A 14,294-nucleotide genomic window follows, 5' to 3' on the forward strand; every position below is an offset into this window, starting at 1 on the left:
TACGCACCAAATATCTACTTCTCGTTTTCTACCACCAGTTTTAGCTCCTGGAATTAAAGGTTCTATTAGTTCCCACTGTTCTTTAGTTAGGTTGCTGGAGTATACTTTACTCATTGCTCTCTGCGGTTCTGTATTTTTAGTGCTTACAGATTATACCCTGAGAGCTTTTTTTACTCAACTTCTAACTTTTCAAACACCCTCTAAAGTTGGATAGTTTGCTATAATGACACATTGATTTTGGGAGTCTAGTTAATGACAACAATTTTAGGGCTAAATAGTATAGATTTACTATTAGCGCAACTGTTACAGGTAGGAGTGTCTAGCGAAGTTACGAGTCAAGTTGATTTGGTTCAAGGAGTGATTCAGGCATTTATTTTAGGAATTGTGCAAGGGATTACGGAGTTTTTACCAATTAGTAGCACTGCACATTTAATCATTGTTACAAAGGTATTTGGTTGGAAAGAACTTGGTTCTAAAGATTTTGTTGATGCTATTCAATTTGGGAGTGTAATTGCCATTTTGTGGTATTTTTGGGCTGTAATTTCGGGTTTGGTGAAAGGTGCAATTACAGCTTTTAAAACTAAAGACTGGGAAAGTGAAGATGGGAAAATTGTTGTGGGGATTGCTGCGGGGACAATTCCGGCTTTAACTATTGGATTTTTATTCAAGGATGTAATTCCCGAAAGTTCCTTGATTATTGCGATTATGTCGGTAATTATGGCAATTCTGCTAGGGTTAGCGGAAAAATTTGGGACTCGTAAACGAGGTTTTGATGCTTTGGAAATTCGAGATGGGATTTTGGTAGGATTAGGACAAACTTTAGCTTTAGTTCCGGGAGTTTCTCGTTCTGGTTCAACTTTAACTACTGGGTTATTTTTGGGGTTAGAAAGAGAAGCAGCAGCGAAATTTTCTTTTTTGTTGGGGTTTCCGACTTTGACGATTGCGACTTTGTACAAAAGTTTGAAAATCTTCAAAATGTTTCAATCTGGAGAATTACCAAATAATATTGTAATTCTGTTAGTTGTTGGCATTGTTTCTACCTTTATTTTCTCTTATTTATCAATTGCTTTTTTAATCAAATACTTGCAAACTAAAAATACGATGGTTTTTGTTTGGTATAGATTGGCTTTTGGCATTTCTATTTTATTAGCGATCGCCGCCGGTTGGCAAGGATAACTCTGTTATGCTAAGAATTCAGTAGTCAGGAGGAATAAGAAAGAAGAAAGAAGAATAGTTTTCACCACTGACCACTGACCAATGACCACTGACCAATGACCAATGAATACCATTCAACCTGCGAAAATTACCAAGGTGCTGCCTGACTCAATTGCGGAGGAAATTGGCTTTACAGTCGGTGATGCAATTGTGGCTATTAATGGCACACAACCCCGTGATTTAATTGATTATCAGTTTTTATGCGCTGATGAAATTCTCGAATTAGAAGTTTTAGATGCGACAGGGAAAACCCATCATGTCGAAATTGAAAAGGATTATGATGATGATTTAGGACTAGAATTTGCCACAGCTTTATTTGATGGTTTAATTCAGTGTAATAATCGTTGTCCCTTTTGCTTTATTGATCAACAACCACCAGGAAAACGAACTAGCTTATATTTAAAAGATGACGATTATCGCCTAAGCTTTTTGTATGGTTCTTATCTGACTTTAACGAATTTAACCGCGAGAGAATGGCAAAGAATTGAACAAATGCGATTATCACCTCTTTATGTTTCTGTGCATTCTACAGAACCAGATGTGAGAATTAGACTTTTAAAAAATCATCGGGGTGGGGAAATATTATCCCAACTTCGCTGGTTTCAAGAACGCAGATTGCAAATTCATGCTCAAGTTGTTGTCTGTCCGGGGATAAATGATGGTAAACATTTAGAGAGGACATTGCGGGATTTAACATCTTTTCATACTGGAGAATTACCAACTGTAGCATCAGTAGCAGTTGTGCCGGTGGGTTTGACGCGGTTTCGTCCCCAGGAAGATGAACTCATACCTGTGACGCGGGAAAAAGCCCAAGAGGTAATTTGTCAGGTTAAATTACTCTCCCAGGAATTTCGCCAAGAATATCATTCTAGTGTCGTCTGGTTAGCTGATGAATGGTTTTTAATTGCTGGGGAAGAATTACCTACCGAAGCTGAATATGAAGAATATCCGCAAATTGATAATGGTGTAGGTTCAATTCGCTTATTTATTAAACAGTTTACCCAAACTGCAACTGAGTTATTACCACCAAAAATTACCAATCAACGCAGATTAACTTGGGTGGTAGGGAACGCAGTAGAAACAGCATTTCAACCCTTAGTGGAACAGTTAAATAGTGTCGCCGGCTTAGAAGTGAATATGCGGGCTTTATCTAGCGATTATTGGGGACAAAGTATCAGTGTGACTGGTTTATTGACCGGACATGATTTACTTTTAAACTTAAAAGGGCAAGATTTAGGAGAGGGAATTTTATTACCTAGCGTCATGCTGAAGCATGGGGAATTGATATTTTTAGATGATATGACGGTTGCAGAAGTATCTCAAAAATTAAATGTCAGTATTTTCCCTGTAGCGGGAGTTGAGGAATTAATCAATACTTGTCTTCAAGCGGACTGATAATTAACAAAATTCTTTCCTATCCTTAGGAACGCAAATTTAATAACCTGCAATTCTCATTTAATGTGCAATGGTGCGTTACGCTGTCGCTAACACACCCTACTTTTTTACTTTTGCACTTTATTTAATTCACATTCCTTAACAACTGACAACTGACTAATGAATAAAAAGACAATCGGATTCGTTATTTTAAATATTAACTTGTTCCTGTTTAATATCTGGGGAGTATTGCCTGTAAAAGCTATTAATGATTCTCCTGTATTCAGTGTGGTTAATAGCCAGAATAATCCTGAAGAATGGCAAAGAATTAGCAACCGCTTACAGAAGCTAAATGTGAAATATTGTGTGATTCCGCTGAGTCAAGTTAAAGATAAGACGGATTGGGGTAAACCACAGGTGTTATTTTTACCCAATATAGAGGTATTGACAACAGAACAGGCGATCGCCTTAGATCAATGGGTGAGTCAAGGTGGATATTTAATAGCTAGTGGCCCAGTGGGTAATTTATCCACCCCAGGAATTCGTCAATTATTACGCAAACTTCTAGGAGGTTATTGGGGATTTAGCTTCAACACCATTGAAAATTTGCAACCCACAAACACAAATATTCCTGATTGGATAAATCAAACAGAATTATTTGGTGCAATTCGCGGTGGAGTGATTATTCCTAATAATTCTAATAGTCAAACTCCTGTAAGTTGGAACTCCCAAGATCATCCACCAGCAATATTAACAACTGAAAAATCTACCTTATTAGGTTGGTATTGGGGGAAAGATGCATCTGTAGGACTAGACATTGCTTGGTTAAAAGCATCCTTAAATCGTTATTTAAGATTACCAGTTAATAGCAAAAGTAAACTTATAAATCCGGCTTCAAACTGTCAGCCAACAATAGCTACTGAACCCACGCAACCGCAAATTCTAGAAAAATTACCGATTGTTTCCGAATCCCCACCTCCTGGAAAAATTCCCAAAAAACCCATTCCTACCTCCAAGTTAAAACCCACCAAAAAAATCTTCAAAAAAAGTACCCTTACCTCTCAATCCAAACCTCTTAAAAAAACCACCATTACTTCTCATGTAAAACCTGCAAAAAAGATTGCTAAAAAAACCACAGTTATTTCTGGGCTAAAACCTACTCCAAAAATACCTGTTACTTCCCAATTACAACTAAAGCCAAAAAACACAGGATCATTAGTAGTTCCTAAAATTACTAATGAAAATTTTATTGATCCAATTAATCAACTAGAAGAAAATGTCCGCTTAGATGTTATACCTAATTCTAATCAGCCGATTGATCAAAAAGAAGGTATAGCCCTACAAAAAGAATTAGAAAATCTGATTGGTAGATTAGAAAGTACCCATATAGCAGCATTAGCTTATAATTCTGCCAAAAATATCAACACTTCTGGCACTAATTCCCCCTTAGAAAAAGCCGAATCAATCAAAACAGCATCTTCTAACCTAGAAACATCAACATCAAACTTAGCAGAAACATTAGGACAAGCGAGAGAAACAGTTAAAAATATCCCCTTATTAATTCAACAAAAAAAGTATGCAACAGTTAGACAAAAATGGTTACAAGCTAAAGCCAATCTATGGCAGCAATTTCCCCTCAATCAACGATTAGCACAACCAGAAATTCGGGCAATGTGGTTAGATAGAGGCACTATCGTCAAAGCCGGCAATGAAGTCGAATTAGCCAAGATCTTTGATAAACTAGCAAAAGCCGGAATTAACACCGTCTTTTTGGAAACCGTCAATGCCAGTTATCCCATTTATCCTAGTCAGGTAGCACCTCAACAAAACCCCCTGATTCGTGACTGGGACCCCCTAGAAAGCGCGGTTAAACTAGCTCATGCCAGAGGAATGGAATTGCACGCTTGGGTGTGGGTATTCGCCGCTGGCAATAACCGTCATAATCAAATTATTAATGTTAGTCCTGATTACTTGGGACCAGTATTAGCCGCAAATCCCGATTGGGCTAATTATGACAATCAAGGTAACATTATTCCCATTGGTCAAACTAAACCCTTTTTAGATCCAGCCAATCCCCAGGTACGGGAATATTTAACCAAATTATATACCGAAATTGTTACTCGCTATCAAGTAGATGGTATTCATTTGGATTATATTCGTTATCCTTTTCAAGATCCCTTTGTTGGTCGTAGCTATGGTTATGGTAAAGCCGCAAGGGAGCAATTTAAACAACAGACTGGTATTGACCCCTTGGATATTTCTCCCAGTCAACGGGATTTGTGGCAACAATGGACAGCATTCCGCACCCAAAAGGTGGATAGCTTTGTGGCTGAATTATCACAGACCTTGCGACAAAAACGCAATACTCTTCTGCTCTCAGTAGCCGTTTTTCCCCTACCGGAATATGAACGCATAGAAAAAATTCAACAACATTGGGAAGTATGGGCAAGAAGAGGAAATATAGATTTAATTGTGCCGATGACCTATGCTTTGGATACAACTCGGTTTCAAGGATTAGCTCAACCGTGGATTACCTCTACAAAATTAGGTGCTACCCTATTAGTGCCAGGAATCCGTTTGAGGTCATTACCAACTATGGGGGCATTTGATCAATTGCAACTGGTGCGAGACTTGCCAGTGAATGGTTATGCGTTGTTTGCAGCGGAAAATTTTCATCCTGAACTAGAACAAATATTTAATAGCACCCAAGGAATTAAAAACGAACCTATACCCCAGCGTCAACCTTTTCGCACTGCGGCGTTTCGTTATGCAGCTTTGCAGAGGGAATGGCAGATAGTAGAAAAAAATGGCCAGTTACCCATATCTGCAATCACCAATGCTGAGTTTGAGAAATTAGATCAGGAGTTAAAAGATGCATTAAATCAACTGGCATCTGTACCGTCTGCTCTTAATTTAATTACAGCCAGAAAAGCTCTCAACAATGTCCAATTACAATTTACACAGATACCAGAAAAAAATCAAGCCAATCTCTATCAAGTTAAAGTTTGGGAAAACCGTCTTTTAGCTATTGAACGACTTATCCGTTTTGGTGAAAGAAGATTAAATGTGCGTCAAAATTCTGTCTTTTCTGTTCCCTGACCACACAAGTAAATTCACAGAATCAAACCGGATTCCTATAGTAACCCGGATTTCTCGCTAAAATCCTCAAACCCTAATAAAATAATAATGACATATTTTTTCCATCTTGATGCACTAATATAGTATTTTGTCAAGATAATTTAGATGTCTACAAAAACCTTTACAATAAACAAGAATAGCAATCATACATAATACAAATTAAGAACAATGGGAATATTTGGATTTGGTAAAAAGTCAGCCCTACCTACACCTGAGCAAGCCTTACCAGGACGTGCAGAAGTAATGCGAGTACCCGCACAACATTACGTTAATAAAAATCCTCTAAAAGCGCCTTTTCCCCCAGGGTTAGAAACTGCCATGTTTGGTTTAGGCTGTTTTTGGGGAGCAGAACGCAAGTTTTGGCAACAACCAGGAGTTTACACCACTGCGGTAGGTTATGGGGCTGGTTACACACCCAACCCTACCTATCAAGAAGTATGTAGTGGCATGACGGGTCATAATGAAGTAGTATTAGTTGTGTTCGACCCCAAAATCATTACTTATTCCCAACTGTTGAAAGTGTTCTGGGAAAGCCACAACCCCACCCAGGGAATGCGTCAAGGTAATGATGCCGGTACTCAATACCGTTCAGGAATTTACGTTTATTCACAAGAGCAAAAAGAACTAGCAGTAACATCACAGAACGCTTATCAAGCAGCCCTTAGCGGTGCTGGGTATGGTAAAATTACCACAGAGATCCTAGATGCACCTGAATTTTACTATGCTGAAGAATACCATCAGCAATATTTAGCTAAAAACCCCGGTGGTTATTGTGGTTTAGGTGGTACTAACGTAGCTTGTCCTGTAGGTATTCCTGAAGCTCAGGTAGGGCTGCTGATTCAGAATATGATTTTACCTCACGCAGAGGCGCAGAGTCGCAGAGAGTAAGAGTTTGAAATCAAGGTTGAGTTTTCCCTCCTTAACCCAACCTTGTATCTTCTGAACTTTGCATCTTTGTGCAGCGTGCCCTAGGCATAACATAAATCATACCGCTATTATCCCATGCCCAATCTTTTATTAATTTGAATACTATGTCCTTAATCAAAACCTCGCTCACAGGCTTAAAAGCAGACTCATTCCGTCATCCTCTGGACTTGGAAGCTACGAAAACTCTTAAACAAATTCCCGGTTTAGATATGATGGTGCGGAATTTGCTAGGTCCAATGGCTGAACAGGTTTTTTATGTGGAAAATATCGCTTCTAGTATTTTGGTGGGAGAAAAACAACTTCCTGATTTACACAAGTTACTACTAGAAGCTTGTCAAATTCTGGATATTGATCCACCTCAGTTATATGTGCGTCAACATCCAGCCCCTAACGCTTACACCTTTGCTATGCGCGGTAAGCAGCCTTTTGTGGTCATTCATACATCCTTGATTGAGATTCTTACACCTGAAGAAATACAGGCTGTAATTGCCCATGAATTAGGTCATCTCAAGTGTGATCATAGCGTATACTTAACACCTGTGAATTTATTGATTTTAGCCGCTGCCATTGTCCCAAATGTGGGTGCTGTCTTGGCTCAAGCTATCCAGTCACAATTATTAGAGTGGGTACGTTGTGCTGAGTTTACCTGCGATCGCGCCGCTTTGTTAGCTACCCAAAACCCGAAAGTTGTCATGTCAGTATTAATGAAGTTAGCAGGTGGTTCTCCCAGTTTAGCTCCTCAACTCAATTTAGATGCCTTTGTAGACCAAGCTCGCGCCTATGATGACATTAGCAAAACGGAATTGGGGGAAATGGTCAAATCCGCCCGCACAGCCCAATTAAGCCATCCTGTCCCCGTATTACGAGCTAGGGAAATTGACCGTTGGGCAAGTAGTCAGGAGTACCAAAAGTTGGTGCAAAATCACGGTATTAATTACAAAGGTGAATCTGCTTCCCCAGGCGGATGGCGGAATTGGTAGATTTTACAGGAATAGGTTTCTGGAAATTTCCCAAAAAGTTTCTAAATTAAATCTAATTACCTATTGCCAAACTAAAAAAATAGGCTATAATAGGGAAGTTACACCCAAGGGCGGGTGGCGGAATTGGTAGACGCACCGCACTCAAAATGCGGCGGCCGTGAGGTCATAGGAGTTCGATTCTCCTCCTGCCCATATTTGTCAAGGCTTTATTTGTTTGGCTAACAGACCCACCCATAAATTTCCGGGCTAATAGCTGAAGTTTATTAAGAGTAAGCCACAAAATAAATGATCCTGTTTTGTCATGCTGAGTGTAGGGAAACGAAAACATCTTCAAAAAATCCCCAAAAATTTCTTGTGGTGCGGGACGAAAAGCCCGCTAATCCTTAAGGACGGTTAGGATGCCCATGCCACAAGATTGGGTAATTTCTTTTTTGGTGTTCCCTTAACTCCTACCCTTAGTATAGTAATATGAACTATATCTGTAATTATAGTTATATTCTAGTCCTCGGAATTTCTCGCCGTTGACTACTGTTCCTAGTAAATTGATGGGAGATGATTTTAGCGCATCAACAACTTGCTTGACGGCTGATTTATCTGTTTTATCAATTCTGACAACTAGCATGATACCATCAGTATGAACTGCTACCAATCTAGCATCTACTAATCCTGACAAAGGAGGAGTATCATAAATCACTAAATCAAAATTATCAGAGAAATAGTCCATCATTTGAATCATTTTATCTGATGAGAGCAACCGCGCCGGATCAGGTGGTACAGGACCTGCTGTAACCACAGATAAACCATTAAGTCCGGGCATTTCTTGAATTACTTGTTTGACATCTGTATCTGAAGAAATTAAACTACTTAGTCCCCAGAAATTATCTAATGTTGATAATTTGTGAACAGTGGATTTGCGGAGGTCACAATCTACAAGTAGTACTTTTTTCCCCATAATCGCGGCTGTTTTTGCCAGACTAAATCCCACCGTACTTTTACCATCTCCAGGGACAGCAGAGGAAACAACTAAAGACTTAATTGGTTTATCAGAATTAAGCAGTTGAATATTACTATATAAAACTTGTAAAGATTCCCAAAATGATCCCTGTCCATAATAATAGCTTGATCGGGAAGGTCTACGAGCAGAAGTTTTAGCTGGTTCATCACTTACGATTAGAGGGTCTACAACGACTTCTTGATCTTTAGCTTTGTTTCCTAGGTTTAAAGATGAACTCTGAGCTAGGTTTTTATTAAAGGGAAGAGATCCTAATAAAGGCAGTCCTATCTTATCCTGGATATTTTCAACGCTGTGATAGGTATTATCAGTCTGTTCTTTGAGAAAACCAGCACCTATTCCTAATAAGGAACTGGCCACAAATCCCAATATTAAGTTGCGGGGAATATCTGGAGAAATTGGATATAGAGGCTGATTAGCTGCTTGGATTAATTCCCAAGGTAGTTCTGTTTGAGCTACTTGTATTTGCAATTGCTCACGAGCAGCTAATAAGCGATTTAAACTTTCATTGGCTATTTGTAAATTCCGTAGGATTTCAGTATATTGCCGAGACAAAACTGGCAACTGATCTAATTTCAATTGCACTTGTTTTTCTACTTGTGTTATGTATTGATTGTCTACTTCTATTTTCTTAATTAGATCCGTAGTTTCAGAGATTTTGATATTAATAGTGCGTGCTGCTTCTGCCTCAATAATAGGTAAAAGGTTGGATCTTTTTTCTTCTAAGGTGCGGATAACTGGGTTATCTGGTTGAAACCGAGTTAATTCTCCAGATAGCTGGATATCTAATTGGCGTTGTTGACCAATTAGGGTTTGATAAAGAGGGGCAGTATTGAGAATTGCTAACTGTTCTTCACGTCTCTGTAGCCTGTCATAAGTAGCTCTGGCAGTGGTTAACTGTTGATTGATAGTTAGTCTTTGTTGTGTCAAAGATTGAATTTGCGAAGAAATTACTTGGGATTGGTTTTCTGGATCAATAAAATTGTACCTTTGGCGAAACATTTGCATTTCTTTTTGCAACTGTCCTAGCCTAACTCGGGTTTCAGGTAGTTTTTCATCCACAAATTGAACTCCCTGACGGAGCTTTGTTTGTCGCTTGTTGAGGCTATATTTTAAATAGAAATCAGCCAGAGGATCTAATATAAGTTTAACTTTTTGGTTATTATCACTTTTATAGCTAACTTGGATTATTTTTGATTGTCCCAAGCGACGAATAGTTAAACCTTGCGCAACCGTATTATAATCAATATCAGGATCAGATTTTTGTATTTCTTTAATAAAATCTCTCAGCAGTTCTGGACTTTGGAGAACTTGAATTTGGCTCTCATAATCTAGTCCAGATTGTCTAAGGGTATTAGCGAGTCCCACGTCGATTTTCCCTAGTTCAGAGTCACTATTAACAGGTTCAACTAATATTTTGAAGTTGCCTTCATAAATTGGTACTTGTTGAAAAGTTGTATAAGTAACACCACCCATAGCAACGGAAGCAACTCCTATGATGATAATTGCTCGGCGCTGTAAAAGACTAAGAAAGGACTTGAGGTTAAAATCACTAGCCTCTTCTGAAAATTGGGAAAATGTGGGATTGGTAAATAATGTAGAAACAGGAGTGGTATTATTCTGAGCGTTTTTATCGTTTGTAAGTTGTTCAATCATAGGTTCTTTCGCGGCAAATAACCGAGGATATGTAACTGTTTTTTTACCTGGATGAGTCATAGTCTAGCAATTTTAAACGCTGATAACCACTAACTACTAAAATTTATTGATTATATCTGTATTGGAGTTTAGACTAAATCTTTTTCTGTAGGCTCAAACCCTTGCTGTATAGTATAGGGTTTATGACTTACAAGACGTAAAATAATGACTTATAAACCCTTAAAGCCTTCCCTAGAGAGACTTTGGCGGATTAGGAGGGGAAATTAGTCTAAACTCCAGTTACTTAATTCAGTATTTTATAGAACTGCGATCCACATAATAACAGCCCAAAACTAGGCCATCCATATTAGTCCTCAAAAAACATTGGATAGCTTCTTGAGGTGTCCTCACAATAGGTTCATTTTCATTCAAAGATGTATTTAGAAGCAGGGGAATACCAGTACGTTTGTGAAATGTATTAATCAATTCCCAGTAAAGAGGATTAGTATTCTGGCTCACACTTTGTAACCTTCCAGTTCCGTCTACATGAGTCACAGCGGGGATTTTGGCTCCTTTTTCGGGGCGAATTTTAAAGACTTTCTCCATAAAGGGGGCTGGTTCATCAATTTCAAAGTATTCTCCAACAAATTCTTCCAGAATACTGGGAGCAAAAGGACGGAATTTCTCTCGGAATTTAATTTTTAGATTGATTATATCTCGCATATCAGCGCGGCGAGGATCAGATATCAAGGAACGATTGCCTAATGCTCTTGCGCCAAACTCCATTCTACCTTGAAACCAACCAATTACTTTGCCGTTGCAAATGGCATCTACAACATGATTTAACATTACCGCTTTTTCAAGCTTTTTAGGTTGTAAATCGTGAGATTGCAATGCTAATAAGCATTCTTCGTCAGAAAACTCAGAACCCCAATAAGCATGACTTAAAATAAACTGACGAGGTTGCTTGAGAATTTGATTCCAAACAAAGAAGGCTGCACCGATACAAGTACCATTATCAGCAGCGCCTAGAGGAATGTAAACATTTGTAAAGGGAGTATTTTGGGTAATTTTACCATTGGCTACGGAATTCATAGCTACACCACCTGTCAAACAGAGATTTTCGCAAGGGTAGCGCTGATGTAGTTGATTGAGTAAATGAAAAATTATTTCTTCTGTTATGGCTTGTAGGGATGTGGCAATATTTTGATGTTTGGGTGTAAGTTCAGAATTTACCTGTCTTGCTGGTCCTAATAGTTTTTCTAGTTCTGGACTATGGAAAGGTGCAACTGTGGGTGCGCCATTATCCCACTTCATGGCGATACCCTGTTCATGGTGGGTAAAGTAATCTAGATTTAGTTCAAAACTATCTCCTTTGGGAAAGATGATTTTTCTGAATGCTTCGAGATATTTTGGTTGTCCATAAGGGGCTAATCCCATAACTTTGTATTCGTCACCATAGGCAGGAAAACCTAGATACAGGGTAATGGCATTATATAAATAACCGATAGAGTGGGGAAAGTGCGTCCGCGTGAAATATTCTAAATGATTACCCTCTCCTGCTGCTGACAAGGTACTTACAAAGTCACCCATACCGTCAACAGATAAAATAGCAGCTTTTTCAAAGGGGGAAATAAAGAAACCGGTGGCTAGGTGTGTGGTATGATGTTCTAGGGTATGAATAGGTGCTGTAATTTCCTGGGGTTGACAATTACAAGCTGCGGCTACTTGTTCCTGAAGATTGGCGGATTTGCTTTGTTTATTAAATCTATCTAGAAGTGATGATAGTGATGGACGTTGTTTGAGGGTGAATAGGAGTTTACGATTAAGATTAGCTTTGGGATTAAAGGATAATGCAACGTGATCTAACTCTTTGGCACTAATACCAGCTATTTTTAAACAATAACGGATAGATTCTGTGGGAAATCCGGCCCAATGTTTAACTCGATTAAAACGTTCTTCTTCAATGGCTGCTATTAATTGACCATTTTGGATTAAACAAGCTGAAGCATCACCGTGGTAAGCGTTAATTCCTAGTATATTCATGGATTTACTAATTTATGAGTTTATAAAAAAATTGTTTAGTCTTTATAACCTTCTTTTGAAGAAAAAAAGTTTAGTTAAAGACTTCAGTACTTGCACTAAATCTGTACCTTTCAGATTTCTGGGTATTTTCATTGAATTAATAAAATTTCATTTTTAACAAGATGTAAGTGTATAACTGGAAAGTTCAATTCTTCAAAGTAAAAAGCTTTAACAGCTTCTCGAATATTGGCTTTGACTTCTTCCCAATAATCTCCTTGGGTAAAAATGTCTTCGGTGAGACATTCAGTCACAAATCCCCCATCTTCTTCTTGGGAAACTTCAAAAACCAGTGTATTTACCATCAGATTAATTCCTAGTAATAAAGAGCAGGTTATTTGAGCCAATTAATTATCTATTTTCTCTGCTTCTATTATATGTATACCCAGCAATAGTTCTGCCAATACTCTCTGAAATGTATAGTACCATCCATGCCAACCGTCGAGAATAGCACCTTTGAGGATGAGACAATAGATGAAGATGATTAAAGGTGCGAGGATTTTGCGTTTACGAAGGCGATCGCCTATACTAAGTTCATGCTCTGGTGTTTCTAGAAGTTTTTTACTTTCAATTACCATATAACGATCTTGCGCCCATAACCAACGACTCAATGGTTTGCGATCGTCATGGTGGATGTATGCTGATAATTGATTAGATTTACCTTGTACCACAACTCTATGAGCGTGTCCGTCATCTTGATAAATTGCTTTTTCTCTTTTATAAAGGACTTTTCTGGGTGGAAGTAAAGTACCACGTAAGGGTTTACCAAAAACACAGTATTTAAATCTTACACTATAACTGTCTATATCTGATTCTCTTGGCAAAGATGTAATTTCCTGAATTAAATCATCGGTTAATATATAATCTGCATCTAGCGATAGTACCCATTCTGATGTGATTTTCGATAATCCATAATTGCATTGACTAGCGAAAGAATCAAACTTCCTGGTAAATACTTCTACTTGAGGATATTGAGACAAAATCTCTAATGTTGTATCTGTGCTATAACTATCAATAACAATGATTTTACTTGCCCATTTAAGTTTTTCCAGGGTACGATTAATGTTATTTTCTTCGTTATAGGTAAGGATGAGAGGAGTAATTTGTTCTAACATGAGGATATTCAAATATATTCTTGTTATTGAACTATGGTACTAGAACACAACATACTTTTCCAAAGATAGGGAAATCTACCCGCAAACTTAAACTTGATATTTGTATAGTTCTCTGATTTAAGTAAAGCCGTCATAGTTGGTACAGAAAAGAATTTGATATGACCACCATCCCAAAGAACGGTAAAATGGTTGTCCATTTTCCCTGTAGCAGCCATCACTAGGTTTTTTAAATAACCATGATAGGGTGTGGTAAGTATTAAACCACCATTGGGTTTGAGGCATTTTTTAGCACTTCTGACTAATTCTTTAGGATAAAATAAATGCTCAATTACTTCACAAGAGATAATAATATCAAAGTTGTCTCCTAGTTCGGGGTATGGTAAATCATAAATGCTACCTTGAATAAAGCGACAATTGGTAAAACTTTGATTAGCCAATTTTACACCTGATTCAGATTCCTCAACACCAACAACTTCATAACCCTGTTGTGCTAGGAAATTGCTCAAGCTACCATTACCACAACCAATATCCAAAATCCGAGGTTTTTGGTTGTTATCGGGGGGGGTAGCATTTCTGACATCATTTCCATAAGTGGTTTTAGCAAATAACCATGATGGTGTCCAGCTTGACTATTTTGATAGGAATATTCGTATTGCTTGGGTGTGGTAGTCATTTGTTTTAGCTTAACCGACAGAAGCCCCACGTCTCACTCTTAGGAGCGTGGGATGAATGGCGCGTGAGTTGAGTTGCGTAGCCCAAATTGTATTTGAGCGTAGCGAAAACAAAGAAGGCTACAGCGACGAAACGAACAAAATA

At 38.2% G+C, this 14,294-nt stretch carries 11 protein-coding genes and 1 tRNA gene; 6 read left to right on the forward strand and 6 right to left on the reverse strand.

Translation table 11 applies throughout. From position 1 onward, the window contains the following. Positions 1–252 precede the first annotated feature (252 nt). From PN471_RS22380 to PN471_RS22405, 6 genes are all read left to right on the forward strand, one after another. Positions 253–1,176 carry an undecaprenyl-diphosphate phosphatase gene (locus PN471_RS22380; protein WP_271778702.1) on the forward strand — a complete coding sequence of 308 codons (924 nt, stop codon included), beginning with the start codon at positions 253–255 and terminating at the stop codon, positions 1,174–1,176. Between the two features lie 102 nt (positions 1,177–1,278). Next, complete coding sequence (locus PN471_RS22385) at positions 1,279–2,610, forward strand: TIGR03279 family radical SAM protein (protein ID WP_271778703.1); 1,332 nt, start codon at positions 1,279–1,281, stop codon at positions 2,608–2,610. Between the two features lie 159 nt (positions 2,611–2,769). Beyond that, positions 2,770–5,688 carry a glycoside hydrolase family 10 protein gene (locus PN471_RS22390; protein WP_271778704.1) on the forward strand — a complete coding sequence of 973 codons (2,919 nt, stop codon included), beginning with the start codon at positions 2,770–2,772 and terminating at the stop codon, positions 5,686–5,688. Positions 5,689–5,895: 207 nt separating this feature from the next. Beyond that, a complete protein-coding gene (gene msrA, locus PN471_RS22395) occupies positions 5,896–6,615 on the forward strand; it encodes a peptide-methionine (S)-S-oxide reductase MsrA (protein ID WP_271778705.1) in 720 nt (239 codons plus the stop codon). Between the two features lie 143 nt (positions 6,616–6,758). Next, positions 6,759–7,634 (forward strand): M48 family metallopeptidase, encoded by an 876-nt coding sequence (locus PN471_RS22400; RefSeq protein ID WP_271778706.1) that lies wholly within the window; start codon positions 6,759–6,761, stop codon positions 7,632–7,634. Between the two features lie 108 nt (positions 7,635–7,742). Beyond that, positions 7,743–7,826: transfer RNA gene (locus PN471_RS22405), tRNA-Leu, on the forward strand. Between the two features lie 250 nt (positions 7,827–8,076). On the opposite strand, the gene PN471_RS22410 is transcribed toward PN471_RS22405, so the two are convergent. From PN471_RS22410 to PN471_RS22435, 6 genes are all read right to left on the reverse strand, one after another. After that, on the reverse strand, positions 8,077–10,362 hold the full coding sequence (locus PN471_RS22410) for a GumC family protein (protein ID WP_271778707.1): 2,286 nt from the start codon (positions 10,360–10,362) through the stop codon (positions 8,077–8,079). Between the two features lie 228 nt (positions 10,363–10,590). Next, complete coding sequence (locus PN471_RS22415) at positions 10,591–12,327, reverse strand: carbamoyltransferase family protein (RefSeq protein ID WP_271778708.1); 1,737 nt, start codon at positions 12,325–12,327, stop codon at positions 10,591–10,593. Between the two features lie 128 nt (positions 12,328–12,455). Beyond that, positions 12,456–12,668: a type II toxin-antitoxin system HicB family antitoxin gene (locus tag PN471_RS22420; RefSeq protein WP_271778709.1), complete on the reverse strand. Its 213-nt coding sequence runs from the start codon at positions 12,666–12,668 to the stop codon at positions 12,456–12,458. 42 nt (positions 12,669–12,710) lie between these two features. Beyond that, on the reverse strand, positions 12,711–13,478 hold the full coding sequence (locus tag PN471_RS22425; RefSeq protein WP_271778710.1) for a glycosyltransferase family 2 protein: 768 nt from the start codon (positions 13,476–13,478) through the stop codon (positions 12,711–12,713). Positions 13,479–13,501: 23 nt separating this feature from the next. Beyond that, entirely contained in the window at positions 13,502–14,011 is a 510-nt protein-coding gene (locus PN471_RS22430) for a class I SAM-dependent methyltransferase (protein WP_271778711.1), read from the reverse strand. Further along, complete coding sequence (locus tag PN471_RS22435) at positions 13,981–14,151, reverse strand: hypothetical protein (protein ID WP_271778712.1); 171 nt, start codon at positions 14,149–14,151, stop codon at positions 13,981–13,983. The genes PN471_RS22430 and PN471_RS22435 overlap by 31 nt, the downstream gene beginning before the upstream one ends. Positions 14,152–14,294: the final 143 nt, after the last annotated feature.

The organism is Aphanizomenon sp. CS-733/32 (assembly GCF_028330045.1).
Taxonomy (GTDB): domain Bacteria; phylum Cyanobacteriota; class Cyanobacteriia; order Cyanobacteriales; family Nostocaceae; genus Dolichospermum; species Dolichospermum gracile.

Coding starts and splice junctions, on each gene's coding strand:
- PN471_RS22380 (WP_271778702.1), top strand. CDS start 253: ATGACAACAATTTTAGGGCTAAATAGTATAGATTTACTATTAGCGCAA.
- PN471_RS22385 (WP_271778703.1), top strand. CDS start 1,279: ATGAATACCATTCAACCTGCGAAAATTACCAAGGTGCTGCCTGACTCA.
- PN471_RS22390 (WP_271778704.1), top strand. CDS start 2,770: ATGAATAAAAAGACAATCGGATTCGTTATTTTAAATATTAACTTGTTC.
- msrA (WP_271778705.1), top strand. CDS start 5,896: ATGGGAATATTTGGATTTGGTAAAAAGTCAGCCCTACCTACACCTGAG.
- PN471_RS22400 (WP_271778706.1), top strand. CDS start 6,759: ATGTCCTTAATCAAAACCTCGCTCACAGGCTTAAAAGCAGACTCATTC.
- PN471_RS22410 (WP_271778707.1), bottom strand. CDS start 10,362: ATGACTCATCCAGGTAAAAAAACAGTTACATATCCTCGGTTATTTGCC.
- PN471_RS22415 (WP_271778708.1), bottom strand. CDS start 12,327: ATGAATATACTAGGAATTAACGCTTACCACGGTGATGCTTCAGCTTGT.
- PN471_RS22420 (WP_271778709.1), bottom strand. CDS start 12,668: ATGGTAAATACACTGGTTTTTGAAGTTTCCCAAGAAGAAGATGGGGGA.
- PN471_RS22425 (WP_271778710.1), bottom strand. CDS start 13,478: ATGTTAGAACAAATTACTCCTCTCATCCTTACCTATAACGAAGAAAAT.
- PN471_RS22435 (WP_271778712.1), bottom strand. CDS start 14,151: ATGACTACCACACCCAAGCAATACGAATATTCCTATCAAAATAGTCAA.